This window comes from Priestia sp. TSO9, assembly GCF_021029645.1.
GTDB classification, from domain to species: domain Bacteria; phylum Bacillota; class Bacilli; order Bacillales; family Bacillaceae_H; genus Priestia; species Priestia megaterium_E.
Genome location: NZ_JAJEKD010000015.1, coordinates 772,093 through 790,203 on the forward strand (window position 1 = coordinate 772,093; position 18,111 = coordinate 790,203).

Sequence of the window (18,111 nt, forward strand, 5' to 3'; positions counted from 1 at the left end):
ATTTTACATGATTTCCCCAAAACAAAGAGGTGAATTTTTAACTAAACTTATTTCAAATATTCATGGTTCTTATGCTGAGTATAATAACTTTCATCCTTTAGGAATCGTATATTCAATTCTTTTATGTAAAAAATTCCATAAACGCTTAGTAACAAGCTGTAAACCATTAGTTAACACAGCAAGTATTAGTACTAATCACTATACATGTCCCTATTTAACAAATAAAAAAAGCTAGCATAAAGCTAACTTTTTTAAGTCAGAGAGAAAGGCAGGCTAATAATTAGCAACCGCCAAATCCTCCCCAACAAGCACAGCCAATAATGATTAATAAGATAAACAGCACGATAATTAAAGCAAAACCACTGCCACCGCCGTAACCACTGCCACCGCCGTAACCGCAGCCGCCGCCATAACCATAGCCACAACCTCCGCCATAACCGCCAAAGAACATAAACTTCACCTCCTTCTTCTTCATACATTTAGCATATGATGAAAAACGAAATGTGCTCCACGAAGTGGATAGACTACGTTTTATATCACTATAAATAAAAAATAATAACCTTTTAGTTTCTTTTACATACAATGAAGCATCCTCAGATCCCACCCATATATGAGTTTTACTCCCTCTGCAATAGATTGTTTGAATTCCGCCCAATCAGTTCTATTGCGTACAAAAGTATCCCCGCACAACCTAGAATAAAAAAGTCTTTCTCACATTAGAGAAAGACTTTTTTATTGTTATTAATAGCCAAATCCGCGGCCGTAACAGCTGCATCCAATAATGACAAGAAGAATAAACAGAACAACTAATAAAGCAAAACCAGAACCTGCTCCACCATAACTAGACATACAAACACCTCTTTTCGTGGTATTTAACTAAAGGAAAAAACTTTAAATATACATGGGTTAAGGTATTATATGTAGACATAGCTCATATCGATTGTATTTTGCTCTAAAATAGGCTACTTTGTTTAACGATAGCTAGATACCATCAATTTCACATAGTAAAAAATGAAGGGGCTTTTTCGGCTATCAGCGCCAAGGACGAGGTCTAGGAGGACAGCTTGGAGCACAAAAATGTTGATGCGTTTCCTGACATACAACGGATTCTGTATGCGGGAATGAGTGCATATATTTATAATTTTTTTGATAAACATTTGTGATATGACTAGGATGCAACACTGGTACAAACACATTTTGACCAGTAAAAGATGTGTTTTGTTTAACTGGGTCATACTGAGCAGGCATGGTTTGAGGAGGCAATTGACCACATGGTTTAGCTTGTGGATAACCGCAGTTACCTTGCTGAGGATACATAGCCCCTTGATAACCACCGTAATTAGAGTGCTGATAAGGATAGTTGTTTCTCATATTAAAAATCTTCTCCTTTCTGTTAGTAGACTCCTATTACTGTATGTGAAACAACCATAGAATGTTTGGACAAATACCTAAAAAAGACCCTAATGATTTAGGGTCTTCTTTACCAAGAGAAAAAGAAACGTGTATCCTTAGTAACATAGCTATGAGACTAAGAAATAGAAGGTTTTTTAATGCCTATTATTCCTCAAGATTAACATCCATCGCTGCGTTATCAATATTATTTAAAATGGTTTTGTTTTTATCGTCTAATTCATTACGTAAAAGTGAATTACGCGTCGCTTCGTATAAATCGTAGCTTCTTTCGTCAACTGGAGAATTATGATCTTCACATATCATCTTTTCTGATTCTTTGGATTGATCCGCCATATCAGTCACCTCCTCTGTATAGTATGTGAATTGATTAGAAAAAACATAAGAATTTTATCTGGCTACCGTTGGATAAGGTTTAATCAACGGTTGGCTGTTTCTGTATATTGTTTTTACATATGACCTAATATTAGGTAGACACAACCGTTTCTTGAGCATGCTTTTGAATGATTTCTGGAACTTCCAGCAACGAATTAACGGTTATCAATTTACCTTTTGGCGCAATATCAATTTTAACTTCGTTGTAGCTCCACTCCAGTTCAGAAGGCACGTGAATCGCATGTATTCCAGCTTCTACTGCCGGTCTTATATCGGTTTTTAATGAATTACCAATCATCCAAGTCTTTTTTTGATCGTACTTAATTTGGTTTAGTATCTCTTTTAATGCAGATGTATCTTTCTGTTCAGAAATGAACACTCTTTTTTCAAAGTATTTAGCTAGCTCTAGCTGAACAATTTTTCTACCTTGATTTTCCTCGTCTCCACCTGTATGTAAGTAGAGATTATGTCCTTGTTCTTTTAGCTTATCTAATACTTCATACATATTTGGCAAAGGCTCTATCGGTACTTCAAATACACTTTGACCAATTTTTTTGATTCTTTCGACTCTATCGTCATGGATATCTTGATGATTTTGTTCACTAAAAAATAAATAAGTAGCTACTAATGATTCTGGAAAGCGGGAAGAGTGAAGGCCATACTTTTCGATACTTTTTAAATCTATCTCTAACTGCTTTTGTTTTATTTCTTCCTTAGTCAGATTCTCAAACCACTCCTGCAATTGAGCCACAAAAGCATTTATGGTGTCTCTAAAATATTTATTACAGTGAACAAGCGTATCGTCTAAATTAAAAAGTAAGGTTTGCTTCTGCATTTCGTTAAATCCTTTCTACAATGGATGTACAGACAGTATATAAAAAAACACTAACCACTTTTGTTACCTATCCAAATCTAGCACGAAGGTGAATTTCCCAATACGTTAGGCACAAGCAATTGATTACTATACTGAAATGAGAATATTTAATGGAAAGACCCTTCTAGCGTATAAAATAGAAGGATCTTTTTATAAGATAAAAAGCTGCAGGATATTCCTGCTAATAAATATAACGTTCAAAATGTTTTCTATTCATGTTTGTTTTGAACGTAGAGGTACTCAGTCCTGAACGATTTATTAGCAGTTGGCTGCCTTCGCCTTCTTTAGATATATTCATTTCAAGACCTTGTATAGTGAAAGGATCATACATATACGTTGTTCGTTCAGTTTCTGTGTGCGACATTAACTTCACCTCTATTAATAGCCCTCATTTTTCTAAATCCTGTTAACTCGTTTACAGCAGGTTCTTTAATGAAAATATCTGCGTTTCATAGGTCTTTTCGCTAAAAAAGATCCGTCATTTTCTACTTTTTTTATTAAGTTGTAATTTCTTGTGGCTCTTCACCTTCAAGGTCAGTAAAGAAATTTTCTAAGGTTTCCCTTGGGTCGAGAACACGCCCATCTTCTTCGACAATACGGTTAAGCGTAGGATCATTATTGCTATCTTTATTTTTATAGTTGTTATAATCAACTCTTTCTGCAATTCCTGAATTATCAACATCTTTAAAGTCTTTCATTGGCATAAAAACACCTCCTAGCCCTATTGTTTGAAAATTTGAAGATAAAATAAGTGGAAGGTTAAGTTATATTTTTATTTCCCGAGAATTAATTAGCTACTTGTTGCTAAGAGACATATACAACATGCTTAATTGTTTTACGAAATGGGGAAACTAAAGCGTCAAAACTTAATTTACTGAGGAGGAATATAAGTGGAAAGAAATCCAAGCACAAGACAGTTTCAGGATGATTTAAAGCAGTATCAAATGCCAGATTCAGTAAAGCAACAAAAATCAGGAACTTATCGAGTCGGATTTCAGTCAAACACTGGAATTGAAAAAGGACAGAATCAGCAAGAAGGAAAAGAAAATAAATAAGCTTAATCACTTTATCCTTTTACATGACGAGGAGGGCATCTCATGGTCACCAAAAGGTGTTAGTCATTTGTCATTTAAATGGTATACACATGAACATGAAAAAAGAATGACAAACAAAATGTCATTCTTTCTCCTACACATGGCAAGGATATAGTTTTTTTCACAAGGAAATGAAACATCTAATTTCACTTTTTACAGTGTCGGTTGTTTCTAAAAACTAGTATGTTATCCTGATAAAAAAATAAACATCCATCATTTACCACACATATACCTCTTGGCCTCTAGGAAACTTAAGAAAAACAAGGAGGTGACACAACATGGCAAACAACAAAAGCAGCAACAACAATGAATTAGTAGTATACGGTGCTGAACAAGCAATCGATCAAATGAAATATGAAATCGCTAGCGAATTTGGTGTAAACCTTGGTGCTGATACAACTGCACGTGCAAATGGTTCAGTAGGTGGCGAAATTACAAAACGTCTTGTGCAATTAGCTGAGCAACAACTTGGCGGCGGACGCTTCTAAGACAACTTTATAATTGATGGCTGAAGGAAGAGTGGGTATCCACTCTTCCTTTTTGTACGAATAAAAAAGGAAGGAAAGATTATATGCAGCAAAATCAACCGGCTAAAGAAAATGCTAGCTTTACTGAAAAACCAGCAGCTTCTGCAACAAATCCACAAAAAGTAAAACAAGAAATCCAAAGAGACGTAAATGAAGGACAAGGTGCAATGACTTCTCGAGAAGCAGGCGCAATGCGTGATTAAAAAAACACTTTAAGCAGTTTTTAATCACGGACTCTTTGTATAAGAACCTATAAAAGTACCTCAATTAACCGAGGTACTTTTAGCAGTCTACTCTATTTCGACGGGGGAGATACTGTCTGTGACTTCGGGTGTGTTTCATCAGGTCCATACTGGTGAAACACAAAGGCAAACGGTCTAATCCCCAATATATAAAAGGCGAGCCTGCCTTGTCCACCTGAAAAATAATTAGTTTGTATTTTGTCCGTCGCCATTCAGCCCTTCTTTTATGTACCCGTTAACCTGACTATTTGAAAGCAACCCAATATGTCCAATGCCATAAAGTTGAATATATTTCTATATCTTGAACAAACGAATCAAGACGCCATGAAGCATCTAACCATCTCTTTATTAACATAATACCAATTGTTAGAAACAACATGTAAAAAAGCTCTCTATCGAAAAATAAAGAGCTTTTTCTTATCAACAAATTCTCCATTTTGACAAAGATTAAGTGTATATCAATGGATTGCATAAAATAAGTAAACAAGACCATATTAAATATGAATGATAGGTATAAAAAGTATATTTCCTTCCAAACCATAGGAGATCGTATATGAATAATTATAAAAATGACAATACTGCAAGACGCTATATTGCTCATGTTAGTATATTTGGAACGACTCAAATTCATTTAAGAAACCCCTATATTGTTGCTTGGTGGTCAGCAGCTTTTCCTGGGTTTGGACACTTGCTACTGTCTAAATATCTTCGCGGCTTTGTGTTATTTATATGGGAGGTCGTCATAAACCTTAAATCTCATGTAAATTTAGCAATGATTTATTCTTTTCAAGGAAACATTGATATGGCCAAAGACGTGCTTAATACAAGATGGCTTCTTATTTACATTCCCGTTTATATTTTTGCTATATGGGATAGTTACCGAACAACCGTTGATTTAAATAAAATATACGTGTTAGCTGAAAGAGAAAATCATCGGTTCAACTCCTTTAGTATAGGAGCCATGGAAATAAACTATTTAGATAAACGGAATCCCATCTTGTCGGTTGCCTGGTCCTTTTTGATGCCAGGTCTAGGACAACTTTATATTCATCGGATCATTGGTGCTTTCTTTGTTATCATTTGGGCAGTCATTTTCTTTTATTACTCTCACCTGCTTGAAGGGATTTCTCTGCTATTTTTAGGAGAAATAAAACAGGCTACCTCCGTTTTAAATAAAGAATGGTTGTTATTTTTCCCTTCTCTATATGGTTTTGCTACTTTTGATTCCTACATGAATACTGTTGAGAACAATAAACTTGTGGAAAGAGAGCAAAAAAATTTCTTCGAGAAAACGTATCAACATCCAAGCTTTTGTATTGCGAAAGGAAAAAAGGTGGAGTGAAAACATGCAGGTCTTTTCTACATTTGAATACTCCAGTTACATAGAATTAGCTGTTTCAGAGCTAGAAAAAAAAGGGATAAAGAAAGAAGATATATTTATTGTTCCTCTTAATAATCGAACGGAAGATCGTCGAATTTTTGACAGCCTTCATCGAGCCGATGGAGTTTCTCTTATTGATTTAGGAATGGCTCTAGCCACAGCCTTTTCCGTCATTGGTGCAAGCATTGGCTTTAAACTAAGCTGGGGCCCTATTTATTGGGGAATTATTAGTGCTTTTATCGGATTTATCTTAGGACTAGGAATTAAACTATTTATATTTAAAGTAATCAGGAAAAATCAACGACTTCTGCGCGGCAAACATTCGGAAGTCATACTCATTGTTGATTGTCATGCTGCGGACGCCGAAATCGTTGAACAAACTTTGTGGAAAAACCTTGCCTTAGGTGTTTCAAAAGTTGGATCTGATGGCTTATAAAAATAAGTCATCACCCAGCAAGATACAGGATGAATGAATTACTATGCAGATTTGATAATAACTTCCTTAACGCATTGAGGGAGTTTTTCTGTTTTTAAGCTGTATATTCTTTAATTAACATAATGGCATTTATTAGAACCAAAAAGCCTTTAAAAAGAGCTTTTTTGGTTCTAACATATGTTAAATGCATTCTACCATCCTTTGTGATTTCTTAATGTCGTAATATGAGCAATATGATGCTTTCCATGCCAAGCGTAAGTCGCTATTAATTGTTCAATCGTCACTTCCCCGTTTTCAGGGTGGTGGATCGTTTTCTTTAGATCTATTTCATCAAGTGAGTTTAACACTTTATGAAGACGCTTATGTAAAGCTGAAAAAAGTTGAAGAGAAACTTCTATAGGTAAATCATTATCAGGAAGATCCGACCAAGCCACTTCATCATAGGCCTTAATAGTAGGCGCTTGCTCTGTTAAGCCTAATTTAAAACGAGTATAAGCATTTATATGTGAATCAGCTAAATGATGAACAACTTGACTTAATGTCCAACCGCCTTCTCGGTAAGGTGTGGCTAATTGTTCTTTCGTCAGCCCTTCTACAGCATCAGCTAATTGCTTTGGTGCATCTCCAATGTCATGAATCCAACCTTGAATATCTTCTTTCTGAATATTTTCTTTCACCGTAAATTTTCCAATAGGATATTGATTAAACATACTTCTGCCTCTCTTTCTATTTTTATTACTATCTATTATAGCAATTTTAAATGTAAATAAATTTAAATATTCAGAATTAAATATAGATAAAAAATTATAATCTATAAATATGCCGTGTACTTTCAGTTGCTATCATGTACATTCTCCGCAGTACAAAGACCTGCCTTTGCTATAATTCATGATAATTATTTTCCTGAATTAGGCCCCTTTTAATTAAAACAATAAACATATAGATAAACTTGCCGTAAAATTAAGTTGAGGTGAGCAAATTGAGCAGTGATTATAAAAGCTATTTCTACAGTAAGTTCTTTTTAATATATTTTATTACCATGTCGTTATTTATTATCGTTGATATTATAGAATCAGGAAGAATTACACTCTTTTCTTTTGGAGACAGCTGGAATTTTATTTTGTATCAAATTGGTTTTTGCTTAATTGCTATTGGCTTTTTTAGTGCCTTCCTTGCAAACTTATTATGGAAAATAAATAGAGTTAAATAAATACGTCATAACCCTCTACAGAAATAAAAGAAGACCTTCAGCTACTGGAAGGTCTTTTTTGGATGTTTGCTTTAAGCGTTTGTAATCTTGATTGGGAATCATTTGTTTGCCTAATTACTTTTTCCACGATGTACTGATATCCATATAAAACAACGGCTAAAACCGTAGTCATTCCCCAGTACATGCTTGGCGACATCTTTTTCATTTTAAATATACCCGCTTTTTTCAAGGCACCACCAAAAGGAAAAATATTAAACCAGTCTAACACCGTATTGGCAAGTATGTATTTTAGAAAAGAGCCGTACGTTAGCTTAAATATCCAAAGCGTTCCTATTAAGTGAGGACCTAAAATATAAGTAAAATCTATAGGTGCTTTAGGAAATAAAGGATTGTTATTTCTAAACCATTTTTTCTGATTGGCAATGACGGTAAACACAATGATGAATAAGTTAGCGAAAGTAGCTACAGGCAAAAAGCGGACAAATGATTTTGTTCCTATAAAAGGCGCGGTTAACCATGGAAAGATTAGCACGCTTAAAGAAATGATCAATTTTCTTTTGTACTTACGCATGAATTGTCTCCTCAAACTGTATTTTCAGAAATATTATTACCTAAAATTGAAAGATTATGTAATATGTACAACGATTCTAGGCAAAGATAACCTAGATAACCATGACATACGTATATTTTTGTATTTCTATGCGGTTCTACTTTTGCACTTTTTAATGGTGAATCTCAATAAAGTTAAATTATTTTTTAATTTATATAGCGTTTATTTCTAGTGACGATGGCATTAGAATCCAATCTTCAAAAAAAGAAGCATCTAGCTTTTAAAGACTAAATGCTTCTCCTCCTTTACACCTTATAGATTTCATTAGACGACAGCCAGTCAACGAATTGATGATACGGATAATATGTAGTCCCTTTCAGCTCAATCTTTGGAGCCCCGGGATATTTTGTTAACAGCTCTTCAATTTCACCTTTACTTAAGTGAAAGTGATAGTGTAGATCTTTTTCTTTAATTAAATAAGGATATTTTGATTTTCTTTGAGGTTTGCTAAAATTCTTTAAACCATCGCCTATAAAATAACCAAGGGCAGCTAATCCTAACGCTAACCAAAAAAAGTTCATTTCCAAAGTAAGGTACCCCCAAACATTCTCATCAAATAAATTTCATCATAAAATTCATAAAAAATAGACCTTACTTTATAAGACCTCTACAAATTAGCCAGCTTTTCATCAGCTATAAACTTCATAAGTATACCTGCACCTGACACATTTAATACGATGCTGCTACCTAAAATAACACCATATAGTAATCCCGTAATATGTAATGTTAAAACTAAAACCAAAAAGACTGTTCCTGTACCGACTAAAAGTAATCCCAAGCTTCGATTGTTCATCTATTTCACCACCAAAAAATAAATATAGTTATATTTTAACATAATTATATTTATTTTACTGATTAAAAAGTCTTTCTATTTATATGCTGTATACAACATATTGCCCAAAATAACAAGCTAAATGTAAAGGCGTCCATCCCTCTGAATTAAAAGCGTTAAGTAAAGATGGCTCTTTATTTAATAACGCTTTTATCTCTTCGCTTTCTCCATTCACCGCCGCATTTGTTATTTAATCAATATATTCCATTTTACATCCCCCTAATATATAGAAATACCTTGATTATATTTCCATTTTATCATAGGTTAGTGAATGAACAAGACATACAAACTTAGGTATATAAGTCGGAAGGACGATGGGGAATACGATGATAAAATTAATTATTATAGTTCCTTTAGTTAAGAATGGAGAGTTGATATGAAAACAACTAATAGCGAAGAGTTAGACTTCCAGTGGTATGGCGTAAAGGTTCTTTATAAGTACTTAATAGTGGATAAACCTAATATAGAAAAGATTGACGAAAATTATGAAGAACATCAGATATTTGAAGAAAGTATTTTATTAATTAAAGCCCCATCATTTGACCTAGCCTATGAAATTGCAGAAAAGAAAGCAAAAGAATGTGAAGACAGCTATACCAACGTTTATGACCAGACTGTGAACTTCCAATTGATTGAGAGTTTAGATGCCTTTCTCTTGTGTGAAGAAGATGAGTTACCAAGTGGTACGGAAGTATATTCACGTTTTTTGCATATACCTAAAGAAGAAAGTTTAGCTAATGTCTTATCTAGGCACTATCCAGAAGTTATGGAAAATGAAACAGAGCAGATACGGAAAAACTTCATTTTAAGGGATAGAGATTTTAATTGAAGATTCGGTATATGGTATCCATACTCTGTGGAAACAACAAACAAAGAGCCTTAAATAAGGCTCTTTATTTGTTCTCTATTTACCTTTGTTTTTCAAGAATAAAAGCTCAAGCACACTATTAATTACACTGCATCTGTCATTATATATAAATCAGATGGCCTAATTTTGTTTTCTGAAATTAAGTATGGATGGCATTTCATTAAAGCGAGTTTCAGAGCTTCTGGTACTCTGTCTTCATCATACGCGCATACTAAATATAATCCGCCTTCCGTTACTAATGTATCTGCTTCATTTTCAAACTCCTCTAAAATAGGGACTATTCCTTCTTGCTGTCCCCATTCTACATGAGCCCATATTTGAAAAGCCATACTGTTTTTATAGAAAGGATCTAAGTGTGTAGAAAGATGCTCAAAAATGATAGCGGGTTGAAAACTGCCGCTGGAACAATAATAATCAAAGTTATTAATAGTATGTATGTACGTTAATTGGCCTTTAGTTAAAATCCCCTCTAATTTTTCAAAAATTAATGGAATTACTCTTTCACTTTCAATAACTAAAGTATGTCTATCCTGTTCAATCCCCGAAACAATATAAGACACAAGATTGTCTACGTAACTTCTCATATCATTAATATTGTAGTAAATATGAACGCTTTCATTATTCTGTATTAATTGAGCAAACTGATTTTTCAAGTGTGTACGCTCCCTTATATAAGATCAACCTGATTTTTAAAATGCTTAAACTAGTAAACTGTCTATCTATTAGAACGATTTTACGCTTCGCACTCTTGTCTGTCAAAGCTGGATGTTCTAGCCTTTATTTTGAGGTGAGACAGTTATTCTGATGCCTTGACTGAAGAATACTATACCCTTTTTGAATATGATTAAAACCTAATAAAAAATAATGACAGACTTAAGTTTACTTATCCTATCATTAAAATAAATTCTCATGCAGCATTGATAGGAGTATTAGACATTTATTTTTTACTTTGTATAACCTATTTAAAACTAGTTACTACAAAATACAAAGAAAAAACACCACTTGCTTTAGTAAGTGGCGCCTTTTCTTTTAAAATATTTGCGTAAAAGCTACAATTAAAATCGTAATTCCGCTTATTAACGTTCCAAATTGACTCAAGGTGAATTTCCCAATTTGAACATTTGCTGCTTTTTTCCCCACCATTACTCCTAGCCATACGGTGATAAAACTGCCACATGCTGATGTAAGCGAAATAGCTAAAGGCGATAACCCAAGCAAACCTGCTCCCAGAACGTTTGTGAGTGCATTTGCTGAAAGTGCAACACCTAGGACACTGCTTTCGATCCACCCAATATATCGTACGTTTTCTTGACCACTACTATCTAATTCATCACTTCCGTTATTTCTTTGGGATACAACTAATAAAATAATACGAACCCCAATTAGCGTTAATAATACGACGGCTACAATAACATGGAACACCCCTGGCAAGATGGTTGAAATCCACCTGCCAAACATAATCCCCACCATGCTAAAGAGGAAACAAATAGCCGCTATCAGTAAATTAGAAAGCCATTTTATCCTTACCTTTCGAACTCCGTATGATATTATATTCCTACACCGAAGTTATCTATACTTGATGATAATGCAAAACCTAATATGAATAACCATTCCATTTTGTATTCTCCTTTTGTTGATAATGTTGAGGAGATTTGCTTATTTGTTGCATATATTGTTGATAAACCTTCAATAAAATAATCACTGTACGTTGAAAAATATAAAGAGGTGAATCGCTATGTCTAACACCCAAAATGATCAAAGTCTTGGTTTGTTATTAAGGTCTTTATTAAAGGAAAATGCTTTATCTATGCGAAAACTTAGCTCACTTACGGGGATTGATACAGCAACTATCTCACGGATTATAAATGGAAAACAGCAAGCAAATCTACATCATTTAAAACAATTTGCGCACTATTTAAATACTCCTCTTGAAGCATTAATTGACCCTGCTGGAGCTAACAATACAGAAAATGAAGTAGAAACAGGCATTCATTACTCCATTGATAAAATTCAAGAAATACTTAAATCTTTTAATATAGTAGATACAAACTTTACGATTGAACGTGTCGAACAAGAACTAACAAAATATAAGCAATATGCACAGACAGACGAAGGACACAGCATGATTTGTAATAACTTTCAAACCAAAATAGAGCAAGTCGGCAGCGTCGGAACCTTTATTGATCAATTAAAGCAAATGTATCTTGAATATTGTGATGAAAAAACATCAGATACCAAGCGCTCAATATTGGGAAGTGCGCTACTGTATTTTATTTTGCCTACCGATATTATCCCAGACTATGTCTTTCCAATCGGCTATTTAGACGATGCAATAGCTGTACAACTGGTAATGAATCAGCTTGCGGAATAACAACGGCTTTCTATTAAGTGAAATGAACGCGGATACCGCTCTCTATTTATTGTGAAAATGGAACTTTCTCTTGACCATGACGATGAGCAGGTAAATATTCTATTGCTTTCCTCAATTTAAATACTTCCTTTGGCGCAATCTTTTTAATCACTTTTTCTTTTTTGCATAGCTCATGGTTACATCTATGCGCACACATACCTAAAGGGATTTTCTCTCCTACAAATGGATCTATATAGACTCCATTTTCAAATAGCTTACTCTTAATAAGATTTTCATTTTGCAATCTGCAGCAAGTAACACAATAGTACATTTGTTTTCCACTCTCTTTCTTATACTTGATTTTGAAACATCTTATGAGAACTCATCAACAGAAGTGCTTGTTCCTATATTAAAGATTGAAAAAATCTCAACAGGCGTTGAAGAATACTCAACACACGTCCCTTACAAACATGTAATTTAATAATGAGAGCATGAAGAGTGCCATGCTTTGAGGAGAAATAGTGGTGAAAACAAGAGGTATTTTTAACGCTGTAATCGGTATTTAGTTTGTTATTGCCCCATGGATGCTTGGTTTTTCATACGATGCAGGTGCTACTTCAGCAAGTATTGTATTTGGAACCCTTCAAATGATTATTTCTTTTTGGGGAACTACTAAACCAGGATGAAATTCATGACAAAACTGGATTTCGCTCATTACCGGATTATGTTTTATTCTTTTTCCCTTTATTTATTCATTAACAGGTGGCATAGTTTGGCTTAGCCTTATACTTGGTTTAATGACCGTACTATTTAGCTTATGGAGCTTGAATTCTAAAGCAAAACTAAAAGCTGTAAGTTAAAGAGCGAATAATATTCCACTATTCACCTAAACTATTGAAGATGCAGCAACACGTCGACCTATGTGAGAAATAATTTTTGTAGCAGAAAAAGCTCCCTATTTCCGTAGGGAGCTTTTTCTGGTTTGCAAGAATTGATGATTAATTTTATCTTCACCTTTTTTAACATATCTTTATACGCTTCATCTTCAAGATATCCAATACTTCCACTTAGTAAATGATCTAATGTCTCAATTCCCGTAAAATCAAATATTCTATAAAGTCAGTTCCTCACACATTATTCAGCTAGCTGTTTTAAATAGTTACGAAGGCGAATTTTCGGATTTAATCCTGTATTTGTAATATGCTTTACATAGCGAATTGAACTTTGAATGATATCATAGTCATTGATTTTATTTGCACGATACTCGACAAAAGGAGGAAGATAGCTCATCCCAACTAAACTAGCAGATGCTTGGAACGGCTTTGTTAATTCGCTTATTGAAAATAAATTATACCCGCCCGCTTGATAAGAATGTTCAGGTGAACCGATAGAAATAGCCAATACCCACTCCTTTCCTGTCAGCTTCGTTCCGCCAGGACCATGAGCCCAGCCAAAGGTAAACACTTCATCAAACCACTGTTTTAAAAGTGGTGGACTGCTATACCAGTACAGTGGAAACTGAAAAACAATACGATCATGGGCAAGAAGCAGCTGTTGTTCAAATTCCACATTAATAGGCTGATCACAATATGTTTCATAAAGGTCATGAACTGTTAGATCCGTTTCGTTCAAAACTGATTCCTTCCACTTTTTATTTACTCGGGAAGACTCAATATTTGGATGTGCAATGAGCACTAATGTTTTCATATCTAGACCTCCTTATTATTTTTGGTATGATTATATTGTATATTTTGTAATAAATTAGAGGAAGTACGCACATTAATTAAACATAGTATAAAATTGTATACTACAGGGAGTGAAAATGGATGAGAAACCAAAAAATAGGATTTAATTATCCCCCCACTAAAGTCGGGTGCCCGGTCGAAACCACATTAGACGTAATAGGAGGAAAATGGAAAGGGATTATTCTTTATCACCTTATCGATGGAAAGAAACGTTTTAATGAGTTCCGAAAACTGTATCCTGCCATTACACAGCGGATGCTGACCTTACAATTAAGAGAATTAGAAAAAGATGGGATTGTCCACCGTGAGATCTATAAAGAAATCCCTCCAAAAGTAGAGTACTCCCTAACCGAATTTGGAAGATCTCTCGAACCAATCATTTTACTTATGAAAGACTGGGGAGAAACGCATAAGAACAGAATTATTAGTGCGAGAACAGTAGAAAAGGAAGAAATTTAAACAGGGAATATATTAATTAATAGATTAGTGTATTTGAGGTATGGCCTATACCCGAGTAGAGTAGTTACCGCAATATAAGTTCTCGGTAGAAATAAAAAGCAGACCTTTATTTAAAGATCTGCTTCTTTTCTTTAACAAAAACTAAATATGTTCCCGCTATGAATATGATGCCCAAACCTATAAAAACTAACCAGTACGTTAAAGGGAAACTAGATGAAACTGTCATAACGCAAGTAGTATTTACATTTAAAAACATGTTAAAATCTAGTAGTCATTTATACTGAGATACGCATAAATGAACCCTTACAAAAAAGCAGCCTCGCTTGCCAATGCCGAGGCTGCTTTTTCTTATTTCTTAAGGACTTTTGTCTTAAAAATGGATGTATGTCCTGTGAACAAATACTTAGAAATCACATATTATAGTGTATCTTCTAATTGAAGGAGGTATGCAATTATAGAAAACTTGGTTAGTTATATTAAAGAATTAGGCTTTCCAGTTGCGCTATCTTTTTACTTACTCGTGCGCATTGAAAGCAAATTAGATCGAATTACAGAGCTGCTTCAAGTTCTTATTGAAAAAAAGGACAAGCAATAAGCAGAATGCTATTTATACCCAAAGCGAACTCGTTCCTTCGTTTTCGAGATGCAGCACGTTCACTTCTGTTCCTTTGTCATATCCATGCTCTCCACCCGGAAGAACAATCAAGCCATTCGCCGCAGCTAAAGACGAAATAGCACCCGACTTGTCTATGCCAACAGGCGTTACTAAGAGCCTTCCGCCTTCGTCTGTAATTTCTCCTCGCACCATTCTTGTGAATGCGTTAGGCTCTTTAAAACGGCCGTTTAACACCGCTTCTGTTTTATGTAAATGAGGCGCCGGTGAATGTAAAAAGCTACGAACAATCGGACGAACAAACAGTTCAAACCCGACATAGCAAGCAGATGGATTTCCTGATAGTCCAAACAGCAGCTGTCCGTTTCGTTCTGCGACTGTTGTGACGCTTCCTGGTCTCATCGCAATTTTGTTAAACAGCACGTTCGCACCAAGCTTTTCGTAAATAGCCGGCAAATAATCATAGTCGCCAACGGATACGCCGCCGGTCGTTAGTAAAATATCCACTTCTTCAAGCGCTTTTTCTACCGCTTCATAGCAGCGGTCAAAATCATCTTCAAGCTTTCCTAAGTATTTCGGAATTCCCCCGCTTCTTACGATTTGCGCAAGTGCCATATAGGAGTTGCTGTTGCGGATTTTTCCTGGTTCTAGCGGCTCGTTCACATCAAGCAGCTCACTGCCCGTTGTTAAAACCCCAACAACCGGCTGCTTCACGACAGCGACATCCGCATAGCCAAACGTAGCTAAAAAAGCCGTGACGCCTGGATTAATGCGCGTTCCTTTGGAAACAAGCACGTCTCCTTTTTTCGTTTCTTCTCCTTTTAACGCAATGTGTTCCCACTTTGAAGCAAGCCGCCTTAACGCCATATACGTTTTGCCTTCTTTTTCATACGAAGTTGTGACTTCAAGCATTACAACCGCATCACATGAATGAGGCACTTGCGCTCCTGTCATAATACGCACCGCTTGAAACGGCTTTACTTCTCCTTCAAAAACAGAGCCTGCACCGATTTCACCTACAACTTCGAACTCCACAGGATGTTCATTTGAGACTTCTGCGCAGTCTTGAGCTCGAACCGCAAAGCCGTCATAAAGCGATTTATTAAAATGAGGAACGTTTTGGTCGGCGATAATATCTTCTCCTAAATATCGTCCGTAACTTTCCGTGATGGATACGCGTTCGATGCTGCCTTTTCTTTTATATGTCATGACTTTTTCAATTGCTTCAGGAATTGAAATAGGTGTTCTGCTTTCTAACATACATTCTTCACTTCCTTTATGTCTGTTCACTTTTTATGCTATGGTGTAAAATCATAGCATATCTCACTATTTCTATCATACAACAAAATTTACTGAAAAAGGATGAAAACACCGATGTCTTCTTTTACACACTTTAATGACCAAGGCCGTGCCAACATGGTCGATATTAGCGAAAAATCTATCACTCGCCGCGTTGCAACAGCTCGTTCAAGCATACTCGTTAACAAAGAAATTCACGAAGCCATTGTAGAACATAAAATTGGAAAAGGCGACGTCCTTGCTGTCGCACAAGTAGCGGGAATCATGGCAGCAAAACGCACGTCTGACATTATTCCAATGTGTCACCCTCTTTTATTAAAAGGCGTAAACCTTTCATTTGACTGGGATACAAGCCATGATCAATACCGTTTATTAATAGAAGCAACTGTTAAAACGGAAGGCTCAACGGGCGTTGAAATGGAAGCTTTAACCGCTGCTTCTGCCTGCGCATTAACTGTCTATGATATGTGCAAAGCCATTGATAAAGGCATGATTATCGGCGAAACGTATCTGCTTGAAAAATCAGGCGGCAAAAACGGTGACTACAAGCGTACGGAAGCGTAAAGGAGGTACATAATGAGCGTACATGAACATAAATCCAAAGCAACTCAGCCCGTTCGCTGCAAAGTCATTACGGTATCCGATACACGTACAAAAGAAACCGATAAAAGCGGCGCGCTAATGATCCAACTTCTGAAAGAACACGACATGCAGATCGCTTCCTATGAAATTGTAAAAGACGACCAAACGTCGATTCAACAAGCGATACTTGCCGGATGCAGTGCTGAGGACATTGACGTTGTTCTCACAAACGGCGGGACTGGCATTACAAAACGAGACGTTACGATTGAAGCCGTTCAAGCGCTGATTCATAAAGAAATCGTTGGATTTGGCGAGCTGTTTCGCATGCTGAGCTACACCGAAGACATTGGCAGCGCGGCGATTATGAGCCGAGCAATTGCCGGAACGATTAACGAAAAAGCCGTTTTTTCTACACCAGGATCAAGGGGTGCTGTTCGCCTAGCTATGACCAAACTGATTTTGCCTGAACTTCGCCACGTTGTGTGGGAATTAAACCGCCAGCGCTGACAAAATGCCTATGCGCGCGCATAGGCATTTTTATTAATCATAGTCTTTATGTACCCACTCATCTTCTGGAATGCCTAAATCTTCTCCAGAAAAACGCTCTTCTTGAAACGGATCTCCTCTAAGATGAAAGCCGTTTTGCTCCCAAAAGCCAGAATGGTTTTCATCAATGGCTTCAAAGCCTCGAAGCCATTTGACACTTTTCCAAAAGTACAAATGAGGAACAATTAATCGCAGCGGATATCCATGCTTAGGTGTAAGCGGCTCTCCGTTAAAGGAATGAGCGAGAAGAATATCGTCTCTCAGTAAATCTTTCACTTCAATATTTGACGTATAGTCATTATCTCCGTGCAGCATGATGTATTTACTTTTCAACTCCACGCCAACTGCTTTCAAAAAGTCTGTAAACAGCACGCCCGTAAATTCATTATCAAGCCTTGTCCATCTCGTTACGCAGTGAATATCACATTTCACCGTTGTTTGCGGCATGTCCAATATATCTTGATACGAAAGCGTTACTTCCTTGTTTACTAATCCAAACACTCGAAGCGTCCACTCCTCTAAGTTATACTCCGGCACGTCGCCTTCATGTAAAATCGGAAAGCGCTCTGTCACTACTTGCCCCGGAGGCACTCGTCCTTCATACTTTGGATCAATTTCTGGTGTTTTCATTCGTTTTATACGGTCTGCTTTGTTCATA

General features: G+C 35.9%; 28 protein-coding genes and 2 pseudogenes. 11 read left to right on the top strand and 19 right to left on the bottom strand.

What is annotated here, in order from left to right; all coding sequences use genetic code 11:
• Positions 1-280 precede the first annotated feature (280 nt).
• The 7 genes from yjcZ to LJC66_RS19165 form a co-directional block, all read right to left on the bottom strand.
• On the bottom strand, positions 281-451 hold the full coding sequence (yjcZ, locus tag LJC66_RS19135; RefSeq protein WP_230933730.1) for a sporulation protein YjcZ: 171 nt from the start codon (positions 449-451) through the stop codon (positions 281-283).
• Between the two features lie 290 nt (positions 452-741).
• Positions 742-849 carry a YjcZ family sporulation protein gene (locus LJC66_RS19140; RefSeq protein ID WP_016766356.1) on the bottom strand — a complete coding sequence of 36 codons (108 nt, stop codon included), beginning with the start codon at positions 847-849 and terminating at the stop codon, positions 742-744.
• Positions 850-1,032: 183 nt separating this feature from the next.
• On the bottom strand, positions 1,033-1,371 hold the full coding sequence (locus LJC66_RS19145; protein ID WP_230933320.1) for a CotD family spore coat protein: 339 nt from the start codon (positions 1,369-1,371) through the stop codon (positions 1,033-1,035).
• Positions 1,372-1,557: 186 nt separating this feature from the next.
• Complete coding sequence (locus LJC66_RS19150) at positions 1,558-1,746, bottom strand: hypothetical protein (RefSeq protein ID WP_013058440.1); 189 nt, start codon at positions 1,744-1,746, stop codon at positions 1,558-1,560.
• A gap of 130 nt (positions 1,747-1,876) precedes the next feature.
• The gene (locus tag LJC66_RS19155; protein ID WP_230933321.1) at positions 1,877-2,620 is read right to left on the bottom strand and encodes an HAD family hydrolase; all 744 of its coding nucleotides are present in this window, start codon (positions 2,618-2,620) and stop codon (positions 1,877-1,879) included.
• Positions 2,621-2,840: 220 nt separating this feature from the next.
• Complete coding sequence (locus tag LJC66_RS19160; RefSeq protein ID WP_230933322.1) at positions 2,841-3,023, bottom strand: hypothetical protein; 183 nt, start codon at positions 3,021-3,023, stop codon at positions 2,841-2,843.
• Positions 3,024-3,156: 133 nt separating this feature from the next.
• On the bottom strand, positions 3,157-3,363 hold the full coding sequence (locus LJC66_RS19165) for a hypothetical protein (RefSeq protein WP_230933323.1): 207 nt from the start codon (positions 3,361-3,363) through the stop codon (positions 3,157-3,159).
• Between the two features lie 186 nt (positions 3,364-3,549).
• On the opposite strand from LJC66_RS19165, the gene LJC66_RS19170 reads away from it, so the two are divergent.
• The 3 genes from LJC66_RS19170 to LJC66_RS19180 all read left to right on the top strand — a co-directional run bounded on the left by LJC66_RS19170 (position 3,550) and on the right by LJC66_RS19180 (position 4,483).
• On the top strand, positions 3,550-3,714 hold the full coding sequence (locus LJC66_RS19170) for a hypothetical protein (RefSeq protein WP_230933324.1): 165 nt from the start codon (positions 3,550-3,552) through the stop codon (positions 3,712-3,714).
• A gap of 317 nt (positions 3,715-4,031) precedes the next feature.
• Entirely contained in the window at positions 4,032-4,241 is a 210-nt protein-coding gene (locus LJC66_RS19175) for an alpha/beta-type small acid-soluble spore protein (RefSeq protein WP_050690258.1), read from the top strand.
• 83 nt (positions 4,242-4,324) lie between these two features.
• Complete coding sequence (locus tag LJC66_RS19180) at positions 4,325-4,483, top strand: hypothetical protein (protein WP_165592303.1); 159 nt, start codon at positions 4,325-4,327, stop codon at positions 4,481-4,483.
• 225 nt (positions 4,484-4,708) lie between these two features.
• Here the strand turns inward: LJC66_RS19180 and LJC66_RS19185 are convergent.
• Positions 4,709-4,810: pseudogene (locus LJC66_RS19185) on the bottom strand (esterase); the annotation flags it as partial.
• A gap of 265 nt (positions 4,811-5,075) precedes the next feature.
• On the opposite strand from LJC66_RS19185, the gene LJC66_RS19190 reads away from it, so the two are divergent.
• Together LJC66_RS19190 and LJC66_RS19195 are read left to right on the top strand one after the other, a co-directional pair.
• Positions 5,076-5,864 carry a hypothetical protein gene (locus LJC66_RS19190; protein WP_230933325.1) on the top strand — a complete coding sequence of 263 codons (789 nt, stop codon included), beginning with the start codon at positions 5,076-5,078 and terminating at the stop codon, positions 5,862-5,864.
• Positions 5,865-5,868: 4 nt separating this feature from the next.
• On the top strand, positions 5,869-6,339 hold the full coding sequence (locus LJC66_RS19195) for an inorganic phosphate transporter (protein ID WP_230933326.1): 471 nt from the start codon (positions 5,869-5,871) through the stop codon (positions 6,337-6,339).
• Between the two features lie 191 nt (positions 6,340-6,530).
• Here the strand turns inward: LJC66_RS19195 and LJC66_RS19200 are convergent, their stop codons facing one another.
• The 5 genes from LJC66_RS19200 to LJC66_RS19220 all read right to left on the bottom strand — a co-directional run bounded on the left by LJC66_RS19200 (position 6,531) and on the right by LJC66_RS19220 (position 9,166).
• Positions 6,531-7,049, bottom strand: a complete 519-nt coding sequence (locus LJC66_RS19200) for a YfiT family bacillithiol transferase (RefSeq protein WP_230933327.1) — start codon at positions 7,047-7,049, stop codon at positions 6,531-6,533.
• Positions 7,050-7,586: 537 nt separating this feature from the next.
• Positions 7,587-8,120 carry a hypothetical protein gene (locus LJC66_RS19205; RefSeq protein ID WP_230933328.1) on the bottom strand — a complete coding sequence of 178 codons (534 nt, stop codon included), beginning with the start codon at positions 8,118-8,120 and terminating at the stop codon, positions 7,587-7,589.
• A 284-nt stretch (positions 8,121-8,404) separates the two neighbouring features.
• Positions 8,405-8,686 (bottom strand): hypothetical protein, encoded by a 282-nt coding sequence (locus tag LJC66_RS19210; RefSeq protein ID WP_025749994.1) that lies wholly within the window; start codon positions 8,684-8,686, stop codon positions 8,405-8,407.
• Positions 8,687-8,766: 80 nt separating this feature from the next.
• The gene (locus LJC66_RS19215; RefSeq protein ID WP_230933329.1) at positions 8,767-8,952 is read right to left on the bottom strand and encodes a hypothetical protein; all 186 of its coding nucleotides are present in this window, start codon (positions 8,950-8,952) and stop codon (positions 8,767-8,769) included.
• A gap of 79 nt (positions 8,953-9,031) precedes the next feature.
• On the bottom strand, positions 9,032-9,166 hold the full coding sequence (locus LJC66_RS19220) for an ankyrin repeat domain-containing protein (RefSeq protein WP_230933330.1): 135 nt from the start codon (positions 9,164-9,166) through the stop codon (positions 9,032-9,034).
• A gap of 201 nt (positions 9,167-9,367) precedes the next feature.
• On the opposite strand from LJC66_RS19220, the gene LJC66_RS19225 reads away from it, so the two are divergent.
• Entirely contained in the window at positions 9,368-9,820 is a 453-nt protein-coding gene (locus LJC66_RS19225) for a DUF4288 domain-containing protein (RefSeq protein ID WP_230933331.1), read from the top strand.
• 122 nt (positions 9,821-9,942) lie between these two features.
• Here LJC66_RS19225 and LJC66_RS19230 read toward each other — a convergent pair whose 3' ends face one another.
• Positions 9,943-10,512 (bottom strand): MEDS domain-containing protein, encoded by a 570-nt coding sequence (locus LJC66_RS19230; RefSeq protein WP_230933332.1) that lies wholly within the window; start codon positions 10,510-10,512, stop codon positions 9,943-9,945.
• Positions 10,513-10,888: 376 nt separating this feature from the next.
• A pseudogene (locus tag LJC66_RS19235) lies at positions 10,889-11,475 on the bottom strand (manganese efflux pump).
• A 119-nt stretch (positions 11,476-11,594) separates the two neighbouring features.
• On the opposite strand from LJC66_RS19235, the gene LJC66_RS19240 reads away from it, so the two are divergent.
• On the top strand, positions 11,595-12,230 hold the full coding sequence (locus LJC66_RS19240) for a DUF1232 domain-containing protein (RefSeq protein ID WP_230933333.1): 636 nt from the start codon (positions 11,595-11,597) through the stop codon (positions 12,228-12,230).
• A gap of 46 nt (positions 12,231-12,276) precedes the next feature.
• Here the strand turns inward: LJC66_RS19240 and LJC66_RS19245 are convergent, their stop codons facing one another.
• Positions 12,277-12,540, bottom strand: a complete 264-nt coding sequence (locus LJC66_RS19245) for a DUF3973 domain-containing protein (protein WP_230933334.1) — start codon at positions 12,538-12,540, stop codon at positions 12,277-12,279.
• Between the two features lie 803 nt (positions 12,541-13,343).
• A complete protein-coding gene (locus tag LJC66_RS19255; RefSeq protein ID WP_230933336.1) occupies positions 13,344-13,916 on the bottom strand; it encodes an NAD(P)H-dependent oxidoreductase in 573 nt (190 codons plus the stop codon).
• Between the two features lie 119 nt (positions 13,917-14,035).
• Here LJC66_RS19255 and LJC66_RS19260 point away from each other — a divergent pair, with 119 nt between their 5' ends.
• A complete protein-coding gene (locus LJC66_RS19260) occupies positions 14,036-14,413 on the top strand; it encodes a winged helix-turn-helix transcriptional regulator (protein WP_230933337.1) in 378 nt (125 codons plus the stop codon).
• A 463-nt stretch (positions 14,414-14,876) separates the two neighbouring features.
• Positions 14,877-15,008, top strand: a complete 132-nt coding sequence (locus LJC66_RS27845) for a YvrJ family protein (RefSeq protein ID WP_269067671.1) — start codon at positions 14,877-14,879, stop codon at positions 15,006-15,008.
• A gap of 12 nt (positions 15,009-15,020) precedes the next feature.
• Here the strand turns inward: LJC66_RS27845 and LJC66_RS19270 are convergent, their stop codons facing one another.
• Complete coding sequence (locus tag LJC66_RS19270; protein ID WP_230933338.1) at positions 15,021-16,286, bottom strand: molybdopterin molybdotransferase MoeA; 1,266 nt, start codon at positions 16,284-16,286, stop codon at positions 15,021-15,023.
• A 114-nt stretch (positions 16,287-16,400) separates the two neighbouring features.
• On the opposite strand from LJC66_RS19270, the gene moaC reads away from it, so the two are divergent.
• Together moaC and LJC66_RS19280 are read left to right on the top strand one after the other, a co-directional pair.
• A complete protein-coding gene (gene moaC, locus LJC66_RS19275) occupies positions 16,401-16,889 on the top strand; it encodes a cyclic pyranopterin monophosphate synthase MoaC (RefSeq protein WP_230933339.1) in 489 nt (162 codons plus the stop codon).
• Positions 16,890-16,901: 12 nt separating this feature from the next.
• A complete protein-coding gene (locus LJC66_RS19280) occupies positions 16,902-17,414 on the top strand; it encodes a MogA/MoaB family molybdenum cofactor biosynthesis protein (protein WP_230933340.1) in 513 nt (170 codons plus the stop codon).
• Positions 17,415-17,447: 33 nt separating this feature from the next.
• On the opposite strand, the gene LJC66_RS19285 is transcribed toward LJC66_RS19280, so the two are convergent.
• Entirely contained in the window at positions 17,448-18,110 is a 663-nt protein-coding gene (locus tag LJC66_RS19285) for a sulfite oxidase-like oxidoreductase (RefSeq protein WP_230933341.1), read from the bottom strand.
• Position 18,111 lies beyond the last annotated feature (1 nt).

Bases quoted from the DNA above. Each gene is read 5' to 3' on its own strand.
- LJC66_RS19195 (WP_230933326.1), top strand. From the start codon at position 5,869: ATGCAGGTCTTTTCTACATTTGAATACTCCAGTTACATAGAATTAGCT.
- LJC66_RS19180 (WP_165592303.1), top strand. From the start codon at position 4,325: ATGCAGCAAAATCAACCGGCTAAAGAAAATGCTAGCTTTACTGAAAAA.
- LJC66_RS19140 (WP_016766356.1), bottom strand. From the start codon at position 849: ATGTCTAGTTATGGTGGAGCAGGTTCTGGTTTTGCTTTATTAGTTGTT.
- LJC66_RS19245 (WP_230933334.1), bottom strand. From the start codon at position 12,540: ATGTACTATTGTGTTACTTGCTGCAGATTGCAAAATGAAAATCTTATT.
- LJC66_RS19165 (WP_230933323.1), bottom strand. From the start codon at position 3,363: ATGCCAATGAAAGACTTTAAAGATGTTGATAATTCAGGAATTGCAGAA.
- LJC66_RS19190 (WP_230933325.1), top strand. From the start codon at position 5,076: ATGAATAATTATAAAAATGACAATACTGCAAGACGCTATATTGCTCAT.
- yjcZ (WP_230933730.1), bottom strand. From the start codon at position 451: ATGTTCTTTGGCGGTTATGGCGGAGGTTGTGGCTATGGTTATGGCGGC.
- LJC66_RS19260 (WP_230933337.1), top strand. From the start codon at position 14,036: ATGAGAAACCAAAAAATAGGATTTAATTATCCCCCCACTAAAGTCGGG.
- LJC66_RS19240 (WP_230933333.1), top strand. From the start codon at position 11,595: ATGTCTAACACCCAAAATGATCAAAGTCTTGGTTTGTTATTAAGGTCT.
- LJC66_RS19225 (WP_230933331.1), top strand. From the start codon at position 9,368: ATGAAAACAACTAATAGCGAAGAGTTAGACTTCCAGTGGTATGGCGTA.
- LJC66_RS19280 (WP_230933340.1), top strand. From the start codon at position 16,902: ATGAGCGTACATGAACATAAATCCAAAGCAACTCAGCCCGTTCGCTGC.
- moaC (WP_230933339.1), top strand. From the start codon at position 16,401: ATGTCTTCTTTTACACACTTTAATGACCAAGGCCGTGCCAACATGGTC.
- LJC66_RS19200 (WP_230933327.1), bottom strand. From the start codon at position 7,049: ATGTTTAATCAATATCCTATTGGAAAATTTACGGTGAAAGAAAATATT.
- LJC66_RS19255 (WP_230933336.1), bottom strand. From the start codon at position 13,916: ATGAAAACATTAGTGCTCATTGCACATCCAAATATTGAGTCTTCCCGA.
- LJC66_RS19270 (WP_230933338.1), bottom strand. From the start codon at position 16,286: ATGTTAGAAAGCAGAACACCTATTTCAATTCCTGAAGCAATTGAAAAA.
- LJC66_RS19150 (WP_013058440.1), bottom strand. From the start codon at position 1,746: ATGGCGGATCAATCCAAAGAATCAGAAAAGATGATATGTGAAGATCAT.
- LJC66_RS19215 (WP_230933329.1), bottom strand. From the start codon at position 8,952: ATGAACAATCGAAGCTTGGGATTACTTTTAGTCGGTACAGGAACAGTC.
- LJC66_RS19175 (WP_050690258.1), top strand. From the start codon at position 4,032: ATGGCAAACAACAAAAGCAGCAACAACAATGAATTAGTAGTATACGGT.
- LJC66_RS19155 (WP_230933321.1), bottom strand. From the start codon at position 2,620: ATGCAGAAGCAAACCTTACTTTTTAATTTAGACGATACGCTTGTTCAC.
- LJC66_RS19145 (WP_230933320.1), bottom strand. From the start codon at position 1,371: ATGAGAAACAACTATCCTTATCAGCACTCTAATTACGGTGGTTATCAA.
- LJC66_RS19205 (WP_230933328.1), bottom strand. From the start codon at position 8,120: ATGCGTAAGTACAAAAGAAAATTGATCATTTCTTTAAGCGTGCTAATC.
- LJC66_RS19285 (WP_230933341.1), bottom strand. From the start codon at position 18,110: ATGAACAAAGCAGACCGTATAAAACGAATGAAAACACCAGAAATTGAT.
- LJC66_RS19160 (WP_230933322.1), bottom strand. From the start codon at position 3,023: ATGTCGCACACAGAAACTGAACGAACAACGTATATGTATGATCCTTTC.